10 protein-coding genes are annotated in these 21,174 nt (G+C 70.4%); 5 read left to right on the top strand and 5 right to left on the bottom strand.

What is annotated here, in order from left to right:
- Positions 1-397: 397 nt before the first annotated feature.
- Positions 398-3,517: a tetratricopeptide repeat protein gene (locus ACH4YP_RS11660; RefSeq protein WP_361057928.1), complete on the bottom strand. Its 3,120-nt coding sequence runs from the start codon at positions 3,515-3,517 to the stop codon at positions 398-400.
- A 124-nt stretch (positions 3,518-3,641) separates the two neighbouring features.
- Here ACH4YP_RS11660 and ACH4YP_RS11655 point away from each other — a divergent pair, with 124 nt between their 5' ends.
- Entirely contained in the window at positions 3,642-6,101 is a 2,460-nt protein-coding gene (locus tag ACH4YP_RS11655) for a tetratricopeptide repeat protein (protein ID WP_398490405.1), read from the top strand.
- Positions 6,102-6,728: 627 nt separating this feature from the next.
- On the opposite strand, the gene ACH4YP_RS11650 is transcribed toward ACH4YP_RS11655, so the two are convergent.
- On the bottom strand, positions 6,729-7,973 hold the full coding sequence (locus ACH4YP_RS11650) for a hypothetical protein (RefSeq protein ID WP_361057924.1): 1,245 nt from the start codon (positions 7,971-7,973) through the stop codon (positions 6,729-6,731).
- A gap of 475 nt (positions 7,974-8,448) precedes the next feature.
- Here ACH4YP_RS11650 and ACH4YP_RS11645 point away from each other — a divergent pair, with 475 nt between their 5' ends.
- From ACH4YP_RS11645 to ACH4YP_RS11630, 4 genes are all read left to right on the top strand, one after another.
- The gene (locus ACH4YP_RS11645; protein ID WP_398490404.1) at positions 8,449-14,079 is read left to right on the top strand and encodes a glutamate synthase-related protein; all 5,631 of its coding nucleotides are present in this window, start codon (positions 8,449-8,451) and stop codon (positions 14,077-14,079) included.
- On the top strand, positions 14,076-15,815 hold the full coding sequence (locus ACH4YP_RS11640) for a sulfite reductase flavoprotein subunit alpha (RefSeq protein WP_398490403.1): 1,740 nt from the start codon (positions 14,076-14,078) through the stop codon (positions 15,813-15,815). Before ACH4YP_RS11645 ends, ACH4YP_RS11640 begins: the two co-directional genes overlap by 4 nt.
- 2 nt (positions 15,816-15,817) lie before the next feature.
- A complete protein-coding gene (locus ACH4YP_RS11635; protein WP_398490402.1) occupies positions 15,818-16,744 on the top strand; it encodes a hypothetical protein in 927 nt (308 codons plus the stop codon).
- A gap of 245 nt (positions 16,745-16,989) precedes the next feature.
- Complete coding sequence (locus tag ACH4YP_RS11630) at positions 16,990-17,910, top strand: AraC family transcriptional regulator (RefSeq protein ID WP_361057916.1); 921 nt, start codon at positions 16,990-16,992, stop codon at positions 17,908-17,910.
- A gap of 263 nt (positions 17,911-18,173) precedes the next feature.
- Here the strand turns inward: ACH4YP_RS11630 and ACH4YP_RS11625 are convergent, their stop codons facing one another.
- Genes ACH4YP_RS11625 through ACH4YP_RS11615 form a run of 3 tightly spaced genes read right to left on the bottom strand, consistent with a single transcriptional unit; the run spans position 18,174 to position 21,147 of the window.
- Entirely contained in the window at positions 18,174-18,965 is a 792-nt protein-coding gene (locus tag ACH4YP_RS11625; protein ID WP_361057914.1) for an ATP-binding cassette domain-containing protein, read from the bottom strand.
- Positions 18,962-20,077 carry an ABC transporter permease gene (locus ACH4YP_RS11620; RefSeq protein ID WP_398490401.1) on the bottom strand — a complete coding sequence of 372 codons (1,116 nt, stop codon included), beginning with the start codon at positions 20,075-20,077 and terminating at the stop codon, positions 18,962-18,964. Before ACH4YP_RS11620 ends, ACH4YP_RS11625 begins: the two co-directional genes overlap by 4 nt.
- A gap of 32 nt (positions 20,078-20,109) precedes the next feature.
- Positions 20,110-21,147 carry a substrate-binding domain-containing protein gene (locus tag ACH4YP_RS11615; protein WP_361057910.1) on the bottom strand — a complete coding sequence of 346 codons (1,038 nt, stop codon included), beginning with the start codon at positions 21,145-21,147 and terminating at the stop codon, positions 20,110-20,112.
- Positions 21,148-21,174 lie beyond the last annotated feature (27 nt).

Genomic DNA, 21,174 nt, shown 5'->3' with positions numbered 1-21,174 from the left:
CTCAGCCGCGAGAAGGTTCACCGAGATCGGATCCGTGCCCGCACCGGTGTCCGGTACCTGTTGCCGGCGCCTCGGTACCGGACACCGGGTCGTTCATATGATCAAGTAGGTCGAGCCGGGGACGCTGTTGATTGCATATGCGATGCATGTCAGTGTCACGGCGGCAAGCAGGTATCTCACGAAGCCTTGCACCTTTCGGTCTTTCACGAAGCGACGGACAACGCCTGAAACGCGAGCGAGGCAGAACTCCGACCAGGAACGGCGGCGCCAGTGCCTCGTACGCCGAGAAGAATAGCGGCTAACCCTGGAATCTTGGCACGCCGACGGCAACCCAGTTGAACTCTGCGCCGGTTTACGCGTGTATCCCTACGCCTCGGCCCCGCCGACCCTCAATTGCCTACGCAGTGGCTTCGCCCCGAAGCTCGGCCAGCACCTCCGCGGCACGGGCCTCCTCGGCGGTGGCCCCTGTACGCCGGCAGACCTCCACGCTGGACTCCAGGTGAGCCACGGCCTGAGCCGTGCGGCCCGCATCCCGTTCGGCCAGGGCGAGGTCGTAGAGCACGTCGGCCTCTTCACCCGCCGCGTGAATGGCACGTGCCACCTCAAGTGCGGCGACATGTTGCCGTAGGGCCTCCTCCGTGCGGCCGGCCGCACGGTGTGCCCTGCCGATTCGGGTGAGCGCGATCGCCTCCGCGCGCCGATCGCCTACGCCCTGCAGCACCGGTAGCACCGTGCCGTACAACGCGAGGGCCTCATCGGTCCGGCCGAGCGCGTCCATGACCGATGCCACATTCATCCGGAGTGTGGCCCTGTCCCTCGGATTTCCCATCCGATCCGCCACGACCATCGCCTGACGGTAAGCGGATTCCGCGGCCTCAAGACGTCCTGTTCTTTTGTAGAGTTCCGCCGCGTTGTTCAGTGCGCTATACCTTCCCCGCTCATCTCCTATATCTGTGAAATCGGCCAGAGCCGAGGTAAAGCAAGCCAACGCCTCTTCGTTCTCCGCCAGGTGGAGGTGGGTTATTCCCAGCAAGTTTCGACAACGCGCGATCCCGAGTCGATTTCCTGTTTGCAGTAGAAAATCAAGAGAGTCCTTCTGAAGCGATCTGGCCAGCGTGTACTGACCCGTCTGCCACAGGGAGATCGAGAGCTGGTGGATGCACTCGCTCTGCAGCACCCGGTCCCGCAGGGAACGCGCGATGTCGAGCGCCTCGCGCGCGGCCGAGATCGCCTCGTCGTAGCGGGAACCGTGGGTGTACACGGCGCAGAGGTCGAGCAGGGCTCGCGCCTCGGCCACGCTGTCACCTGCAGCGCTCCAATGCGCCGCGGCGCGTCGCAGCAACGGCTCGGCCGCGGCAAGGTGCCCCTCCATGTCCAGGAATCCCGCCAACACGTGGACCGACATGGCGAGTTGACGTTCCGAGCCACGATTTACAAACCAGTTCAGGGTGTCAAGAAGATTTGCCGATTCGGCGATCAGCCACTGTTCTGCCGACTGCGCGTCGACGATTTCCGGACACGGCGGAGCGGCGGATTCTCCGGCATCGAGTTCCGTGCGCGAGCGGAAGGGATAGGCCAGCCGGTCGGCCCGGTCCGCGGTGTGAACATAGTGATCCGCCAGCCGCTGTTCGGCCTGTCGGACATCGCTCTCGGAATCGACGTCGCCGGCCTCGATCAGCGACCGCGCATAGTCGCGCAGAAGTTGGTGCATCACGAAACGATGTGGAGTGGGCTCGGACACAAGGTGATGAGCCAGAAGTTCCTCGAGTACACATTCGGCCGTGTCCAGGGAGAATCCTGTGAGCGCGGCGATCGCCCGAGGCCCGAACGCCACCCCCACATGCAGCCCGACGCGGCGGAAGACGAGCTGCTGCCCGGCGTTCAGCGCGTCGTACGAGGCTGCGAAGACAGGAGCCAACGCCCTGTCCACGTCGTGCAGTTGGGCCAGATGGCCACCGCTGCCGGCCAGTTGGCGCAACAGGTCCGACGTGGTCCACGAGGCGCGGGCCAGCAACCGGCTCGCGGCGATCTCGATGGCCAGCGGGAGGCTCCCGCAGATCCGGACGATCTTCGCCACGTCCGACGGATCGGTCTGGCGCCCTCTCCCCAGTCTCTGCGAGAAGAGCGCCGCCGCGTCCTCGGGAGGCAGCGCGTCGAGAGAGACCGGCCGCACTCCGGGCAGTTCGGGCAGCCGTCGGCGGCTGGTCACGAGAACCGCCGTCGGGGAAGCGCCCGGAAGCAGGGGGCGGATCTGGGCGGAGGAGGTCGCGTCGTCCAGGATCACCAGCATCCGGCGGTCACGCGCCACCGAGCGCCACAGTGCGACCAACTCATCGAGTTCGCGCGGCAGTTCCTTGGCGGCCAGGCCCAGCAGCCGCAGCAGTTCGGTGAGAGCCCGTACGGGAGTCGGCGGGGTGCGGTCGGCGGAACACCCGCCCAGGTGAAGGAAGATGCGCCCGTCCGGGAACCGGTCCCGTAATCGATGCGCCAGATGGACAGCCAGGGCACTCTTCCCCACGCCTCCCATTCCATGAATCGCCTCGACGGTCACGACGTCCGAGGCTCCCCGTCCCTCGCAGAGCGCCGCGGTGAGCCGCCGCAGTTCGTGGCGCCTCCCGACCCACGGAACGTCGCGCGGCAGATTGTCCGGAACCCGATGCGCCGGCCGCGGAGCCGCCTTCTCGTCCGCTCCGGCGCGGGGGAGCAGGGCCGCCGCAGGGGTCCCCGCCAGGATTCCCTGGTGGACCCGGTGCAGCCCACGGCCGGCGTCGAGACCGATGTCACGGACGACTCGCTGCCGCGTCCGCTGGAGCAGTCTGGTCGCCTCAGCCGTCCGGTTACTGCCGTACAGGGCGACGACCAGTCGTTCGGCCAGGGCCTCGTCCACGGGATGTGCCTCGGCCAGTGGCAGGAGCACAGGAACCGCGTCGGTGAACCTCCCTCCGTCGAGGAGGATCTCGGCTCTCGTCATCGCGGCGACAAGACCGGTCTCGCCGATGGCTGCGCGCAGGTGCTCGGCCCATGATCCGGTGATCCCGGTCAGCGGTTCACCGTGCCAGAGACTCTCCGCCCGGTCCAGCAGGCGCAGTGCGCCTTCCCCGTCCCCGCTGTCCCTGAGGGGACGGGCTCGCTCGACGCAGCTCGTGTAGCAGCGCAGGTCGACCCGGTCCGGGTCGACCTCCAGCGAATACGAGTTGGTGCGGCTGACGATCGCGGGCGCGTCTCCCCCGGCGATCCGCAGGGAACCCCGGATCCGCGAGATGTGGGCGTACAGCGCCTCCCTGGGCTTGCCGGGCGGATGCTCGTCCCAGATGCGGTGGATCAGGGTGTCCACGCTCACCGTACGGCCCGCGTCCCAGGCGAGAGCCGCGAGCGTGACCGTCGTTTTTGTCGATCCGAGATCACTACGGCGGCCCGCTGCCCGAATCTCCACCGATCCCGAAAGCCTGATCTCGAACTCCACCAGCGTCCTCCCCGCCGGTAGGGCCTGTGATTGCCGAGCATTCGAGAGTGTCATGGACCTGGCATCACCGACCATAAGAGGACGCTATGCGCTCAAGATTGACCGATAAGTAGCCGCATTGGTTCACGTCTTGTCCGGAGCGGGGAGTGACTCCCGGGAACCGAAAGGAGTTGTGGACGTGCGTGCTTTCTCCTCGGACGGACCGGAGGCGCTGCTGTCGGCCATCGCCGTCTGCGACGCCGATCCGGAATCCCCCGCGTGGCGCGATCTGGCCCGGGTGGTGGACACCGCGTCCCGCGCGGACCCGTCGGTGGCCCGGCTCTGGCCCCCGCAGGCCACCGGGGCACAGCCGGCCGATGCGGCGCTCAGGCGAGAACTTGCCCTGGAACTCCGCGAGTTGGCCTCACGCGACACAGCGACACGGCACGCGCTGACCGAGTGGTTACGCCGCCATCCTGGCCCGGCCCGCACGCCACCCAGCCCCACACCCGCGGCGACCACCAACGTCATCAGTGGCGATGCCGCGCTCCACGGCCCCAGCGTGCAGGCACGGGACGTCCACGGGGGCATCCACTTCCACCCGCCCTCCCCCGCACCCCGGCCCCTCCTCCCGGTGCCCCGTCAACTGCCGCCGGTGACCGCGCGGTTCATCGACCGGGAGGCCGACCGCCGGGCTCTGAACGCCCTGCGTACCCAGCGGCCACCGCACGCACCCCAGGTACTGGTCGTCAGCGGGCTCGCGGGCATCGGGAAGACCACCCTCGCCACCCACTGGCTGTTCGAGCACGCCGGCAGCTTTCCCGACGGCCAGCTCTACGCCGACCTGGGCGGACCGACCACCGACGGGGAAAGCGGGCCCGTCTCCCCGGCTGTCGTTCTGGAAGCCTTCCTGGTCGCGCTCGGCGCGTCATCGGTGCCTGCCGGGATCGCGCAGCGGAGTGCGCTGTGGCGTTCGATGACCTCGGGGCTGCGGCTGGCCGTCCTGCTGGACAGTGGGTTCACGGCTGCTCAGGTACGCCCGCTCCTGCTCAGTACACCGACCGGCCTCACCGTGGTGACCAGCAGAAGCAACCTGACCGGGCTGCGTGTCGACGGCGCGTCCGTACACCGGTTGGCGGGACTCCCCGCCGAGTCGGCCGTCGAGCTTCTCGCCGTCGGCGGTGGGACACGCGTGGCGCGCGAGCCGACCGCTGCGCGTGAGGTGGTCAGACTGTGCGGCCGACTGCCCCTGGCAGTGGCCCTGGCATCCGCCCAGCTCGCCCTGAGCCCTCACCGTTCCGTGTCCGCCCTGGCCGACAGTCTGTCCCGTGGTCAGGATGCCGTCGGCACGCTGCGCATCGACGGAGAGGCCGTGATACGTACGGCGCTCGACATGTCGTACGACGTCCTGCCGAACGAGAGCCGTGCGCTGTACCGCCGCATGGGACTGCTGCCCGCGGACCGCCACGACCTCTCGTTGCTGACCGCCCTCGCGGTCGAGGGGGAGGGACCGCGTGCCCCCGGGCACGCCCCCGACATCGCCGACACCACCGTCAACGCGCTCGTGGAGGCGAACCTCCTGGAGGAGACGGGTCCGGGCACCTTTCGATTCCACGACCTCGTCCAGCCTCACGCCCGTCGGCTCGGCGAAGAACTGGAGAGCCCCGGCCGGCACGAGCGCACACTGCGCGGCTTCGTCGACTGGTGCCTGTCCACCGCGGCTTCGGCGGAGAGCATCCTCACCCCCAGCCACCGGCTGCCGGGGCACGATCACCTCACGCGAACAACGCCTCCGACCGTGCTCGACGGTCCCGAGGAGGCGCTCGGCTGGCTGGACACTCACCGCAACGGCCTGATGGGCGCCGTACGGCACTCGGCCCGGGCCGGCTGGCACTCCTCCTGTTGGCGTCTGACGGACCTCATGTGGCCCCTTTTCATCCGGTTGCGTCCGTCCGAGATGTGGATCGAGGCGCACCGCCTCGGTCTCGAAGGGGCGCGACTGAGCGGATCCAGGCAAGGTGAGGGGCGCATGCTCACCTCCGGCGCGATCGGCTTGCGCAACGCCGGCCGGTACCCGGAGGCGGCCGACTGGTACCGGCAGGCACTGGAGATGGCCGTGTCCGACGACGACGTGCGCCAACAGGCGCAAGCCATGAGCGGACTGGGACACATCAGCCTCTTGACCCACCGGCTCGACGAGGCGCGCGACCACTTCGAGCACGCCCTGCGGCTGAGGGAGTCGATCGGTTACCTGCGCGGGGCCGCCCTCTCCCGGCGGCGCCTCGGCGAGACCGCTCTGGCCGGCGGTGACCTGGCCACGGCCGCCGGGCAACTGCGCCGGGCCGGCACCGAACTGGACGCGCTGGGAGAGACGTACGAGGCGACCCGCGTCCTGGCCCTTCTCGGCCATGTCCTGGAGCGCGGCGAGGACCGCGACGGCGGCATCCGGCGATTACGGGAGGCGCTGGCGCGCTTCCGAGCGGGCGATGCCCGCTCGGAGCACTGGGAGGCACGCTGCCTGGAATGGCTCGGCCAAGCCGCCGAGTCACGTGGTGATCATGCGGAATCGATACGCCGCTACGAGGCCGCCCGGGATCTCTTCCGACGCCTGAGCCCCGAGGACGCGCAACGCCTGGACGACCGGCTGCGGCAGCTGTGATCGCCGCCGCGGCCGGCCGTCCCACCGGTCAGCGACGTGGCATCGGGGCGAGGGAACGCAGCACGTGGGGCGATCTCCCGGACACCACCCAGGCATGGACGACCGAGACGACCGCGTGCGGTCGGACCGGGGCACCGGACCCGCCCTGCTCCGGCCGAACGAACGACACAGCACCCGTCCGGTCCCGTACCCCGACGACACACGTCGTGCCCGTGTCGGGTACGGCGGCGACAAGGCATCCAGGGTGGTCCGCCAGCAACGCGAGCACCCGTCGGTGAGCCGGCTCGGGCGGCAGCGGCACGTGGTTCACGAGTACATCGGCGTGTTCCATGAGCCGCGTCCGTTCCGGGCTGTCCGCGTCCACCCACAGGAGCACATCGCAAGGAAGCGGGCCGGGCGCGTGCCCGCAGGAGAACGGGTACGGATACCGTCCCGCGGACGAGGGCAACGGATCGGATCGCACGAGAGCCGAACCGTGGGCCGCATCCGAACGCCAGACGACAAGGAACGACCGGTCGTCCAAGCCGTCACCGCGGCGTACCGCATCGGTCACCCCACCGGCCCGTTCCGCACTGAAGCACACCGTGGCCCACGCGGCGTCCGGCTCCGGGATCGCGCGCCGGTCGCTCACAGCGCGGCCCCGCTGTGGGCGGGGATCTCCCACCGCGTCAGTGACGGCGGAGACTGGGGCGGCGCGACGAACGGCGGACGGGCGGGTTCTCCCAGCCCGAGCATGCGGTAGACGACCGAACGCATCCGCCGGTGGAACTGACCCGGAACCGACGACAGCGAGGCGGCGACATGGTCGTACTGTCCCGGCCGGTGCAGCTGTGCCGCGTACTCCAGCTGCTCCGCCAGCGGGTACATCGGAGAGACCACGGGCGCGACGGCGGTCAGCAGAGCCGCCGGGGAACAGGCCGACACCTCACGTCGGGGTCCGGCCGTCAGCAGCATCGTCGCATCCGTGAGAGTCCCGTACGCGGTCAGCGATCCGTGGTCTCCGAGGATCACGTCGGCCGCGATCAGCAGCGCCTGCCAGTCGGCCTCCGGGGGGACGACCGCGATCCCCCGGCCCTGGCAGCAGGACAGCCAGCCGTGCACCTGCCTCATGCCGTGCCCCGCGAACACATTGGGATGGACCAGCATCGCGACACGGTAGCCGTCGCCCGGCAGCTGGCTCAGCAGCTGCGGCAGCAGGGAGTCGAGCCGCCCGAAGGTCGAGGCCGGGCCCCAAGTGGACGTGACGACCACCAGCCGCTGTCCGTCCTCGATCCCCAGCGCACGGCGGTAGGACTCTCGCCCGGGCCTGCCGGCCATGATCCGGTCGACGCAGGGATCGCCCATCACATGAGCCACCGGAAGCGCCTCCGGGCAGCACAGGGCGAGCTCCGCCAGATCCCGGTCATGGGCATAGACGATCGCCGCCGGAACCAACCGCCCCTCGTGCAGCAGGTGCTGGCGGCTCAGCATCCCGGGCGACCTCCGCTCTCCCGGTGCCAGCGTGGTGACGTCGGTGAGCAGTTTGATCTGCCCTGCCCCGTGCGATATCCGTACGACCGGAGTCCTCAGTTCGTGCACTCCGCGCGAGCCCGCCGCCAGCGCGAGGTCGAACTCGGCCCGTAGGGCCTCCTCCCAGGGCACCGTGGTGATGCCCAGGCTCCGCAGGAACTCGGTGGCCCCGTTGCCGAAGGCATGTGGTGCGACCGTGAAGACCAGCTGAATGCGCAGGTCGGTCTCCAGCAGCTCGAAGACCTCCCGCAGTCGTTGGGCGAAGGTCACTGTGTGCACGACCACCAGGACCCTCTTGCAGTCCCGTACCGTCAGCCAGTGCCCCTGCTCGATCAGTGCTGATTTCGTCGTTCTGACAGACACGCGATCCCCCGTAGCTCGTCGCTGCGTACACCAGACGGGAAGGGGGTTCCCTGGGCACACGACGCTTTCCTTGCATGCCTCTTGCAACACCCTTGCCCTGGCGTGTGGCACATGGCAGGGAGTTGTCGGGTCCGGGGGCGGGCGGTCGAGGACGGTCGTGGGCCTGCTCCGGCGTGTCGCCCACGCCCTGCGGCTGCTGACGGCGTCCACCACCGTCGACGAGACCGGTGCCGCGGCCCGACGGCGGTCCGACCGCCGTCGCCGTCCGCCGCGAACACGCACGTCCGAGCCCGGCGGACACTTGCGGTTGAAGTTAGGTAAGCCTTACTGTACCCATTCGCACCACTCAGGGCCCCGGCCGTCACACCGGTCCGCCCGCGGCGAGCGCTTCACCGACGCAGCCTGGCCGTCCTCCCCCAGTGCCTTGAGGGCCTGGGAGGCACCCCCAGCCGGAAACCGCTCAGAGGACCCGCACTTGAAGCGCCCGACCTTCGGTCTGTACGACCCTGCCCGCGAGCACAGTGCCTGTGGCGTCGGCTTCGTCACCCGCCTCGACGGGGCACCGAGCCACGACGTGATCCGCAAGGGCGACGAAGCGCTCCGCGCCATCCCGCACCGTGGCGGCACCTCCGCCGAGGGTGTCGGCGACGGCGGGGGCGTGAGCGTCGACCTGTCGGTGGAGTTCTTCGGCGCGATCACCGGCGAGGAGCTGCGCGCCGGGTACTTCGGCGTCGCCAACTGCTTCGTGCCGACCGACGCCGACACGACAGGCGCCGACACGACCCGCGGCGCCGCGACCGACGGCGCCCGGCGTCGCGACGCCGCCGTCGAACTCGTCGGCCGCAGCATCGCCGAGCAGGGCTTCGACGTACTGCTCGTGCGGGACGTACCCGTGGACCACGGCGTCGCCCGGCCCGCCGCCGAGCAGCACCAACTGCCCATCGTGCAGTGGGTGTTCCGGGCGCCGGAGCACTGGGCCCGTGCCGACGTCGACACCGCTGCCAACCGCGCCCTGCTCGCCGTCGAGGCCGTCGCCTACGCCGACGACACCTACGCCGGGCTGTACCCGCTGTCGCTGAGCGCGCGGACCCAGGTGCTCAAGGGGCGGCTCAACTCCGGTGAGGTCATCGAGTACTTCAGGGACCTGAACGATCCGCGGCACTCCGTGCGGTCGCTGTACTTCCACACCCGGTTCTCCACCAACACCGAACCGCATCCGACCATGGCCCAGCCGTTCCGCCTCATGGCGCACAACGGCGAGCTCAACACCGACCGGAAGAACCGGCTGAGCGACGAGGCCCTCGCGCGGGCCCGCACCCGGAGCATCGTGCGGCCGCCCGGGCAGTCCGACTCCAGCCGCCTCGACCAGACCCTGCAGAGCCGGGTGTTCGACGACGGGCTGGACCTCGTCGAGGCCGTCGTGTCGCTCATGCCGCCCGCCTGGGAGAACGACCGGACCCTGCCCGTCGCCGTCCGGGACATGCTCGAATACTTCTCCCTCTACGAGGAGAAGAACGACGGGCCCGCCGCCGTCATCTTCAGCGACGGGGACGTCATCGGCGCCCGCCTCGACCGGCTCGGCCTGCGTCCACTGCGTACCGTCGAGACCGCCGAGTACCTCATCGTGGCGTCGGAGGCCGGGCAGGTCGCCTTCCCCGACGAGGAGGTCGTGCACCGCGGGCGTATCGAGGCCGGCGGCATGCTCGTCGTCGACCACCGCGGCGGGCGGCTGATGCGTACGCGCGAGGTCCTCGACGCACTCGCCGCGCGGCGGCCGTACTCCCAACTCCTCGACGCCGCACGGGTGAACCTCGACGACCTGCCCGCGCCCGACTACTACCGCGGCACCACCACCCTCGGCTACGACGGTGATCTCACGCTCGCCGGCCGGTACGTGGCGTACGCGCTGAACCAGGAGAGCTTCCGGTTCATGCTCGACCCGATGCTCGCCAACGGGGCGGAGCGGATCTCCGCGATGGGGTACGGCAACGCCATCAACGCGCTCAGCGACACCGAGGGCGGCATGGCGAAGTACTTCTCGCAGCGCTTCGCCCAGGTCACGAACCCGCCGCTGGACAGCATCCGCGAGGCCGACGGCATGAGCATGCGGGTCGCGCTCGGACCCAAGCCGGATGGCACGGGGAGCGCCGGCGGGCGTCAACTCGTCGTTTCCTCACCGGTGTTGGGGCACCTCGACATGGTCCGGCTGCGCGACCAGCGGATCGTTCCGCTGGAGCGGTTCGACATGCTCTACGACCCGGTGTCCGGGGACGAGACCGCGAACGCCGACGCGCTCCGGGCGGCGCTGGAGCGGCTCTGCGACGACGTCGAACGGTTCGCCACGGCGGGCGGTGGCATCGCCGTCCTCACCGATCGGGCCATCTCGTCCACGCGCGCGCCGCTGCCCGTCGTCCTCGCCGTCGCCGCCGTGAACCAGCGCCTCATCGAGACCGGGCTGCGGCTGCGCGTCTCGGTCGTCGCGGAGAGCGGGCAGCTGCCGTCCTCGCACCACGTCGCCACCGCGCTCGGCTTCGGCGCCTCGGCCGTCTACAGCCTCAGCGCACGGCTGCGGGCGGAGGAGAAGCACCCGAGCGATCCCGCCCCCGCGGGCGAAGTCACCGGGACCGACCGGGCGTTGGCACGGTTCCGCAAGGCGGCCGAGAAGGCGCTCGCCAAGACCATGGGCCGCGTCGGACTGTGCACCGCCGAGAGCTACATCGGCGGCGCGTTCTTCGAGCCGAACTACCTCGACACCCGCGACGACGTGTTCGCGCGGGCCTTCCCGCACATGGAGGCCCCGGTCGGCGGTGTCGGGTTCGCCCGCATCGCGCAGGCCGCGACCCAGTGGCACGAGCGGGCCCGCACCGTCGGGACCGAGCAGCAGATCCCGCTGCTCGGCCTGTTCAAGGAGCGCTCGGACGGCGCCGGGCACTCCTTCGGCGTCACGGCCGTACGCGGCTTCGGCGACATGACCGAGGAACGACCGGAGTTCGGCCGACAGGGCGGGCAGGGCACCCAGGGCGCGCAGGACAGGCAGGGAGAGTCGAACGGGCAGGACAGGCAAGGTGACTCGGACGCGCTCCGCCTCCTCACCCTCGGCCAGCTCGACGACGCGTTCGGCATCACCGACGCCGCCTACCGCAACACCGGGTACGACGCCCTCAGCGACGCCGAGATCGACGCTTTCCGGATCACGCCGGGGTACCGCGCCTTCCTGCGGACCACGCACGAGGAGCGGTCGCGCCGGCCGGCCGCGCTGCGTGACGTACTCGCGCTGCCCGCGGACGTCACCGGGCTGCGCACCCCGGAGGACTTCGCCCGTGAGCTGGGCCGGTTCTCCACGCGCGGCAACGCGAGCGTCACGGTTCGGGGCGTGGTCGCGGCCGTCGTGGACCGGTCCCCGGGAACGGTGACCGTCCGGCTGAGCCTCGACGGGGACGCCGCGCGGCACACCGCCCTCGCCGACGGCCTCGCACTCGCGCACCCGGGCGAGGTCGAGACGCTCCGGGCGGACGCGGACGGCGTCCTCGTCACCGCCACCGGCACCGCCGCCCGCCTCCTCACCCTCCTCGACAACGCCCCCGACAGTGTCCAACTCACCGACGTACAGCCCGCCCACGAGATCACCCGTGCCCTCGCCTCCGGCGCGATGAGCCACGGCGCGCTCGTGGCGACCGCGCACGAGGCCGTCGCGCACGGCACGAACATGGTCGGCGCGATGTCGAACAGCGGCGAGGGCGGCGAGCACCACACCAGGTACGGCACCATCCGCGGCTCCCGGATCAAGCAGTTCGCGTCGGGGCGGTTCGGCATCTGGGCGGGCTATCTCGCCGACCCGATGCTGGAGGAGCTGGAGATCAAGATCGGGCAGGGCGCGAAGCCGGGCGAGGGCGGTCAGCTGCCCGCGCCGAAGGTGACGGTCGATATCGCCGCCGCGCGTGGCGGCACCCCGGGCATCGAGCTCATCTCCCCTCCCCCGCACCACGACACGTACTCCATCGAGGACCTGGCGCAGCTCATCCACGACTGCAAGGCCGCGCGGGTGCGGGTGATCGTGAAGCTGGTGTCCTCGGAGGGCATCGGCACCATCGCGGTCGGTGTCGCCAAGGCGGGCGCGGATGTCATCAACGTCGCCGGGAACACCGGCGGTACGGGTGCCGCGGCCGTCACCAGCCTCAAGTACGCGGGCCGTTCGGCGGAGATCGGTGTCGCCGAGGTGCACCAGGCGCTCGTCGCCAACGGGCTGCGGCAGAAGGTCGTCCTGCGCTGTTCCGGCGCGCACCAGACCGGCGGCGACGTCGTCACCTCGGCGCTGCTCGGGGGCGACAGCTTCGAGTTCGGGACGACCGCGCTGATGATGCTCGGCTGTGTCATGGCGAAGAACTGCAACGTGAAGTGCCCCGCCGGACTCACCACCAACTCCGAGGCCTTCGAGGGCGATCCGCGCGCACTGGCCCAGTACCTGCTCAACATCGCGCACGACGTCCGGCAGATCCTGGCCCGGCTCGGGCTGCGGTCGCTGCGCGAGGCCCGTGGGCGTACGGATCTGCTGCAACTCCTCGACCACCCGGCGAGCGTGGGACGCCTCGACGTCCGCCGGCTGCTGGCGCGCGTACCCGAGGAGGCCGTGGCCGACCCGGAGTACCTGGAGAAGGACTTCACCACCGACGACGCCCTCATCGAGCGCGTCCGCGCGGCGCTCGTCGACCGGCGCGAACCGGCGCTGCTCGTCGAGGGGGTCCACCTCCGCAACAGCGACAAGTCGGTCGGCGGGCAGCTCTCCATCGACGTGGAGCGCCTGCTCAATCACCAACTCGCCATTGATGGGCCCGCGTTCACCACCGACGACCGCGGCCGTCGCCGCCTCGTCGACGACGCCGTACGGATCCGTACCACCGGGTCCGCCGGTCAGTCGTACGGCGTCTTCTGCAACGACGGCATCACCCTCGAACACACCGGCACCGCCAACGACGGCGTCGGCAAGAGCCAGAGCGGCGGCCGGATCGTCGTGCGCGCCCCGGGCGGCGGCAGTTCCGAGCTCGGCGGCAACGTGCTCGTCGGGAACTTCGCGCTGTTCGGCGCGACCGGCGGCCGTACGTTCGTACAGGGGGAGGCCGGTGACCGGTTCGCCGTGCGCAACTCGGGCGCGACCGCCGTCGTCGAGGGCCTCGGCGACTTCGGCTGCGAGTACATGACCGGCGGTACGGTCCTCAACCTCGGCGGCTTCGGCAAGGGCCTCGGCAACGGCATGAGCGGCGGGTTCCTCTACCAGTACGACCCCTCGGGCGAGCTCGGCGGCCGGGTGAGCGCCGACTCGCTGCTCGTGTTCCCGGTGACCGACACCGCGCACGGCGACTTCCACGAGGCGGCCGTACGACTGCTGCTGGCCTGGCATGTGGAGGCCACCAACTCCCCGCTCGCGGCAAGGCTGTTGGAGGACTGGGAGAGCGAACGGCGGTACGTGTACTGCGGGATGCCCCGCGCGCTGCTCCTGTACCAGGACGCCGGTGAAATCCTCGCGGCGGCGACCCGTGGCGAGTTGCTCGACGAGCTGGCGACCTCGATCGCCACCGACAAGCTGCGCGCGTTCAAGGTCGACTACCGCGACCGCCGTACCGTACTCGGCGGCCGTGCCCCGGCGTTCGGCGACCAGGGCAGCGACGACATGTTCTCGCTGCTGTCGTCGTACACGGTGCTCGGCGTCGCGCAGGACCTGGCGCTGCGACGGGTGCCCGGAGCGAGTGGCCCGGACGACCCCCGGGTCGCCGAGGCCGTCCGCAACCTCGTCCTGACCGAGGACTTCTTCGTCAAGCAGCGCGTGGTGAAGTACCTGCGCGGCACGCTGGAGCGGTTCGACGACGACGAGCTGGCCACGCTCATCGCGAGCAAGCGCCTCGACGACTACAAGCGCGCGCTGAGGCAGCGCAACAACCTCAGCGTGGACGCCCCCGGCACCTACGGCTGGATCATCCACCAGACCACGAAGAACGTCGGCCGGGTGCGTGCGGCCCGCTTCGACGAGTTGCTCGCGAACGCGGCGCTGGAGGACATCGCCGCACGCCACACCCACATCCCGCAGGCCCCGACCGAGACGGTGACCGCATGACCCTCATGCCCCCGACCGGGTCCCTCATCCCGGCCGACGCGCCGTTCTCCGCCCAGCAGGAGTCCTGGCTCGCCGGGTTCATCGCGGGTATCGCGGCGGCCGGACGCCGGGACGACGCGGCGGCCGACGCGCCCACGGCCACGGTCGACGTGCTGTTCGGCACGCAGACCGGGAACGCCGAGTTCCTCGCCGACGAACTCGTCGCCGGGGCCCGCGCACGCGGCCTCGGCGGCCGGGCCACCGCGCTCGACGCCGTCACGCCCGAGCAACTCGCCGTCATGTCCCACGTGTTGGTGGTCACCTCGACGTACGGCGAGGGCGAGATGCCCGACAACGCCATGCTGTTCTGGGAGGCACTCCAGTCCGACACGGCACCGCGGCTTGAGGGTCTGCGGTACGCGGTCCTCGGGCTCGGCGACCGCGGCTACGACGACTTCTGCCAGGCGGCGAAGCTCATCGACACCCGCCTGGAACAGCTCGGAGCCGGCCGGCTGCACGAACGCGCCGACTGCGACGTCGACTTCGAGGAGCCTGCGGCCCAGTGGACGGCGGCGGTGCTGGAGCGGCTGGTGGCCGAGACCGGCGCGACGGCGACCACGACGGTCACCGAGGCTCCCGTGGTCCCCCGCACCCGCTCCCCCTGGAACAAGCGCACGCCGTACCGTTCCCGGCTGGCGGTGAACAGGCTGCTGTCCTCCCCGCGCAGCGCCAAGGAGATCCGCCACTACGAGTTCGACCTCGGCGACAGCGGCATGACGTACGAGGCCGGGGACGCGCTGGCCGTCGTACCGCTGAACGACGACGCGCTGGTCGGAGCGCTCCTTACGCACCTGGGTGCGAGCGGCGACGAGGAGGCGGCCGAGGCACTGCGCGCCGAACGCGAAATCCGCACCCCGTCGAAGGAGTTGATCGCGGACCTCGTCGAGCGGGCGCCGTCGAGCGAACTCGCCGCGGTCGTCGCACACGGCGACCGCTCCGACCTCGACTCGTGGCTCTGGGGCCGGGACGTGCTCGACCTGCTCCGCGACGCGGGGCCCGCCGCCGCGCCGCGCCTGGCCGAACTCCTGCCGCTGCTGCGGCCGTTGCAGGCACGGCAGTACTCGATCTCGTCGAGCCCGCTCGCCCACCCGGGCAGCGTCCACCTCACGGTCGCGTCCGTCCGGTACGGCACGGGAAGCCGGGCGTACGAGGGCGTCGCGTCGACGTACCTCGCGGACCGGGTCGGCGAGGACGGAGCCGTCGGGGTGTTCGTGCAGCCGAACGCCTCCTTCGGCGTCCCGGCGGACGACGACGCCCCGATGGTCATGATCGGCCCCGGCACGGGCGTCGCCCCCTTCCGCGGCTTCCTGCACGAACGCGCGGCACGGGGCGCCACCGGGCGCAACTGGCTGTTCTACGGCGACCGCCACCGCGAGACGGACTTCGTGTACGAGGACGAGCTGACCCGGCTGCGGAAGGACGGCGTACTCACCGAACTGGACCTCGCGTTCTCGCGCGACCAGGCCGAGAAGGTGTACGTGCAGACGCGGATGCGGGAGCGGTCGCGCGAGCTGTACGGCTGGCTGGAGGAGGGCGCGCACGTCTACGTCTGCGGTGACGCCTCCCGGATGGCGAAGGACGTCGAGGCGGCCCTGCTGGGCGTCATCGCCGAGCAGCGCGGACGCGGGGACGACGACGCGGCGGAGTACCTCGCGGAGCTGCGGCGGGCGAAGCGCTACGTACGGGACGTGTACTGAGCATGGTGAACCACGACAGTTGGTGCGCGTTCGAGGGCTGCTGCGGCAGGCGGAACGCCACCGCACGGCTGATCGACGCGCGGATGCCGGAGCTGGCGCGGTGTCTGACGCTCTTCCAGTACGTGCAGGCGGTCACCGGGGGACCGGTCGCCCGGATCGACCAGGCCGGCAGCTACGCGGTCCCGAGCCTGCGCGGCGAGGCGTTCGCCGTCCGTCCGGGCTCCATCGCGCTGCGCCTCGACGGCGACCGTGTCGACACGGCGGTGGTCGCGCGGGACGAGGACACGGGCGCGGTCGCCCTGCGGCTGCTCGACACGGAGGGCCGGACCGTGCACCAGGGCCGGCTGCTCTCCGAGGGGGACCGGCTACTGGTCGGACTCACGCCCACGGTCCCGGCGAGAGGGCGGCCCGCCGGCCCGTCCGTACCCCCCGACGTACCGGAGTACGCATCGGAGTACGTATCGGAGTGGGAGAACGGCGACCAACTGGCGCAACTGGACGCGGTGTTGGCGGACGGCGGGATCGCCCGGCGCGGGGCGTTCCACCGCTACGGCGGCGAACACCGGGAGATCGAGGCCGGCGTCGTACCGGCCGTCCTCGACCACGTCTGCTCGGTCGGACTGCCGATCGGCGTCGCGGTGTTCGCCCCGGCGGCCATGCAGGCCTGCAGCGGCCGTGTGCACGTCACCGACCGGACCGTCGGCGGCCGGGTGTTCGCGGCGGTCGCCGACAGCTCGGTGGAGATCGACCTCACGGCCGTCCGGGCCTGCCACCTCGTCCGCTCCACGGCGGCCCACGGCCCGACCTCGGCGATCGAACTCGACGACGAGGACGGCCGCTGCGTCGCGGTCATCACACAGTTCGGGATGGTCGGCGAGGACGTACACGCGGCGTGGGAACACCTCACGGCGTCACTGCCCGACGCCTAGCCTGGCGCCTGTCCGGCGAGGTCGGGGTGTTCCTCGGCCCGGGGAGCTCGTCGGATCCGTCCCATCCCATGCCATCCAGCCATCCGCATTTCAACTTCACCTCGTAGCACGCGAGTTGGGTGGGGTGACATGGGTACTGTGAAGCACGCGGGACGATCGGCTGCTACACCGAACAGCGGACGAGGGTACTGCGGAGCTGCCAGGCGGTCTGCTCAGGGCGGTCCCTCGGGTGAGGGGAGCCCTTGGTGCTTCAAGGCGCACGGAGCGGCACGCTGCGTACGGGCGCGGTCGACGTCGCGCGGATCGGTGGTCTGTGGCGGGTCACGCGGCCCTGGCATCCGGGGTTGCGGCCGTTCCTGCGCAGTTACGTCGGCTACTGGGAAGCGATGACCACGCCGTACGAGGCGCGGTTGGTGCCGGCCGGGCACGCGACCCTGCTGATCAGCCTCGCGGAGCCGTTCTCCCAGGTCCGGCGGCTGGGTGTACCGGGCGGGGACAGCGGGAGCATCGGGTCGCTGGTGGTGGGGCTGGAGGACCGGCCCGCGATCTGTGTGCATCCCGGCGGCCAGGAGGCGATCCGGGTCGAGTTCACACCGCTGGGCGCCTACCGGCTGTTCGGCATGCCGATGAGCGAGCTGACGAACCTGGCCATCGAGATCCGGGACGTTCTGGGGCCCGAGGCCGCGATGCTGGTGGAACAACTGGCCTCCACCCAGGACTGGTCGGCCAGGTTCGACCTGCTGGACGAGGCGTTGCTGGACCGGCTCGGGTACGGCCCGGAGCCCTCACCCGAGGTACGCCACGCCTGGCGGCTGCTCTCCGGCAGCGCGGGGGCGATCCCGATCTCCCGTATCGCCGCCGAAGTGGGCTGGAGCCAGGGGTACTTGGTCCGGCGGTTCACCCAGCAGATCGGGCTGGCACCGAAGGCGTCCGCCCGGGTGCTGCGTTTCCGCCGCGCCATGGCGATGCTCAACCACGGGGCCGCGAGCCTCACCGAGATCTCGACGGCCTGCGGCTTCTACGACCAGGCCCACCTCAACCGCGAGTTCCGCGCCATCGCCGGCACCACCCCCGGACAGATGGTGGCCGCCCGCCGGGTGGAGGGGGCACTGGCTCTCTCCCCGAGGTCAAATTCGTCCAAGACCGGACCGATCACCTCCCGATAACGTCCCGATTCGTACAACCGATGGCCGGTCGGATGGCACGGGGGACTGTCCGGCCGGCCGCGTGGGCGTGTTCGAGGGCGCGGGGGACGCCGCGTGGGGGCTGCCACGCACGGCCGGGGACAGCCGGCGGCGCCTCCGCCGGCCGCTGCAGTCTGCCGATCCCCTTCGTCCGGCCCCGGCCTCGACCCTCTCGGCCCTGACGTAAGGGGTAAGGGGTAAGGGGCAGGGTCGACCGGCTCGCGCGTACGGGCGCCGTGGTGCGTTCACACCTCCGCGAGTGGTGTGCCCCCGCGGAGTCGCCGGACGCCTTCGGAGCCCTCCACAACGGCGGCTGTGAGCTCGTCGACACTGGTGTCCTCGCGCCTGACGTCGAGGATCTTCCTGCCGTGGTTCATGACGACATGGCGGTCACAGACCTTGTACGCGTGGTGGAGGTTGTGCGTGACCAGCACCGAGCTGACGCCCTCGCCCTTGAGATGGACCAGGTAGTTCAGCAGTGCCTCCGTGGCTCGCACGGCCAGGGCGCTCGTCGGCTCGTCCAGGATGAGCAGGCTGCGTTTGAAGTGAACCGCCCGTGCGATCGCCACCGCCTGGGACTGGCCGCCGGACAGCGAACCGACGAGCTGGTTGGCGCTCTTGATTCCCTCGATGCTCACCACGGTGTCGAGGATCTCGGTGGTGATCCGGTCCATCTGCCTCAGTTTGAGGAAGCCGAGCCGGTTGGTGATCTCCCTGCCGGCGAAGATGTTGCGGGTGATCGACATCGACGGCACCAGAGCGGAGTCCTGGAAGATGGTCTCCACACCCAGTCGCTCCGTCTCCGGACGGGTCACGTTGTGGAGCTTCTCGCCTTCCCAGTAGTAGCCGCCGCTCGACATGGGCACGACGCCGGACATGATCTTGACCAGGGTCGACTTGCCCGCGCCGTTGTCTCCCAGCAACCCCACGACCTCGCCGCGGCCGACCGTGAACGACACGTCGTCGAGCACGGTGTTGGGTCCGTAGGTCTTGGTCACTCCGTCGAGGCGGAGGAGCTCTCCGTCGGTGGTGTTCATTTGGCCCTGCCCTCCATGAACCTGTTGACGATCGCGGCGCCCACGATGCAGAGGCCGACGAACAACTGGACGTAGAAGCCGGGCGCCTTGGCCAGGATCAGCACGTCCTCGATGGTGCGGATGAGGGCGGCTCCCACGATCATCCCGATGACGGTCCCTCGGCCACCGGTGAGCGAGCAGCCCCCCACCACCGCCGCGGCGACCGCCATGAAGAGGTACTCCTCGGTGGTGCCGGGCTGCATCGTCGAGGTGCGCACGGCGATCAGCACGCCCGCGATCCCGGTCATGACGCCCAGGAAGGCGTACGCCTGCAGCCGCACGGCGTTCGGCTTGATCGCCACCGCGGCTGCCGCCGCCCTGTTCCCGCCGACCGCGTACACCTTGTTCCCCCAGCGATGCCGGTGCAGGAGCAGCCACGACACCACCGCGACCAGCACCAGCCAGAGGAGCTGCGCGTGGAAGAACCCGAAGTCGCCGACGAAGATCTTGTTCATCGTCTCCGTGCGTACGCCGGGGTCGAGGATCGCCGGGGTCACCCCGTTGATGTAGATGCTGACGCCGGTCCAGAAGAAGGAGAGGCCGAGCGTCGCGATGAAGGAAGGGATGCCGGTGTAGACCACGATCAGGCCGTTGACGAGCGCCACGGCCATGCCGCACGCGACCGCCACGACGAACGCGGTGGGCCAGCCGAAGCTGTTCGACATCCGGATGAAGACGATGGCGGTCAGACCGATCGCCGCACCGATGGAGAGATCGAACTCTCCGGCGACCATCAGCACGCCGACGCCGACGGCGAGGATGCCCAGGACCGGGATGCTCTGGGTCAGCACGCCCGACAGGTTGCTCTCGCTGAGGAACGGGAAGGCCGGGTTCACCGCGGCGGTCACCACGGCCACGACGAGGAACAGGACGTAGACGATGCTGATCTCGAAGGCGCCCCTTCCCCTCAGGTAGTAGAGGTTCTCCTTCAACCGCCCGGCCCTGGTCGTCGGCCGGTTGTCGGCCAGGCGTCGTATCGTCGTCCGTTCCTCCAGCGCGAGCGTGGCCCGGTCCGTGGCCCGGTCCGTGGCCTGATCGAGGGCGCCCGGCTCCTGCTGTGCCTTGGTGGTCATCGCTCCTCACCTCTCCCTTCTGTCGCGGTCGTTCACGAGCGCACGCCGCGCAGGCTCTTGGCCTCCAGGTCGCCGACACTCGACTTGTCGATCAGTGCGTTGCCGCCGGAGTTGACGTCGGCCGGCGACAGCCCGAAGTCCAGGTTGAGCGCGGCCTGCATCACCGACTGGAAGCCCTGGACGTACGGCTGCTGGTCCGCGGTCGCGATGATGCGACCGGCCTTGATCCCGTCGATGACCTGGGGGGAGGTGTCGAAGCCGATGACCGGCGCCTTGACCCCCACCGAGTCCTCCGCCGCCACCGCGTTGCGGTGCGGGGTGCCGCCGAGGGGCACGATCGCCTTGACGTCCTTGTTGGCCCCCAGCCAGGTGGTCATGGCGTTGAGTGCCTGCTCGTCGGCGCCCGAGGTGCGCAGCATCGTGCACTTGGCGCCCGCCTTCTTCAGCGCCGCGTTCACTCCGGCCGCGCGCTGAACCGCGTACGGCGCGGTCGGGTCCTCCACGGGGCACAGCACCTTGTCGCCGGCCTTGAGGCCGGTCTCCTTCAGGAGCCGTTCACCGATGACCTTGCCGGCCACGGTGAAGTCCTGGCCGACGAAGGCGTCCACGCACCCGACGGCCTTCCCCGACGGCGGCACACCGTAGGCGTACACCTTGATGCCGGCGTCGTGCGCCTTGCACGCCGCGTCGTTCCAGGAGGGATCCTGGAAGACCATGAACATGGCCGCGGGCTTGGTCGCTATCGCGGTCTCGACCAGCTCCACCTGCCGCGAGACGTCGCCGCCGGCGTTCTGCTGTGTCAGATCAATGTGGGCGAGCTTGGCCGCGTCCTTGGCCCCGTTCGCGATCTGCGCGTACGTGGGCTCGCTCGCGGGGTCGTAGAACAGGAAGAAGTCCATCGAACGGTTCTTCGCGCGAGAGCCGAACCCGTCGGCCAGCCCTCCGCCCGCGCCCCCGCCCGAGGCCTCGGCCCCGGTACAGGCGGTCGCGAACAGCGCCACGGACGTCAACGCGGCGGCAAGCGCGACCCGGCGCCGCGCCCCTCTTGTGGTTCCCAGGACATGTGACATGCGTGAGCCTCCTCATTGAGGCCGACG

Origin of the sequence: Streptomyces sp. NPDC020747, from assembly GCF_044334695.1 — a bacterium.
Lineage (GTDB): Bacteria > Actinomycetota > Actinomycetes > Streptomycetales > Streptomycetaceae > Streptomyces.
Note: the sequence above shows the minus strand (reverse complement) of the source record. Positions and strands in the feature narration are given on the sequence as shown.

What these genes read in the sequence shown, in the direction of transcription:
- ACH4YP_RS11660 (WP_361057928.1), bottom strand. Translation starts at nt 3,517, where the DNA reads ATGACACTCTCGAATGCTCGGCAATCACAGGCCCTACCGGCGGGGAGG.
- ACH4YP_RS11640 (WP_398490403.1), top strand. Translation starts at nt 14,076, where the DNA reads ATGACCCTCATGCCCCCGACCGGGTCCCTCATCCCGGCCGACGCGCCG.
- ACH4YP_RS11635 (WP_398490402.1), top strand. Translation starts at nt 15,818, where the DNA reads ATGGTGAACCACGACAGTTGGTGCGCGTTCGAGGGCTGCTGCGGCAGG.
- ACH4YP_RS11625 (WP_361057914.1), bottom strand. Translation starts at nt 18,965, where the DNA reads ATGAACACCACCGACGGAGAGCTCCTCCGCCTCGACGGAGTGACCAAG.
- ACH4YP_RS11620 (WP_398490401.1), bottom strand. Translation starts at nt 20,077, where the DNA reads ATGACCACCAAGGCACAGCAGGAGCCGGGCGCCCTCGATCAGGCCACG.
- ACH4YP_RS11615 (WP_361057910.1), bottom strand. Translation starts at nt 21,147, where the DNA reads ATGTCACATGTCCTGGGAACCACAAGAGGGGCGCGGCGCCGGGTCGCG.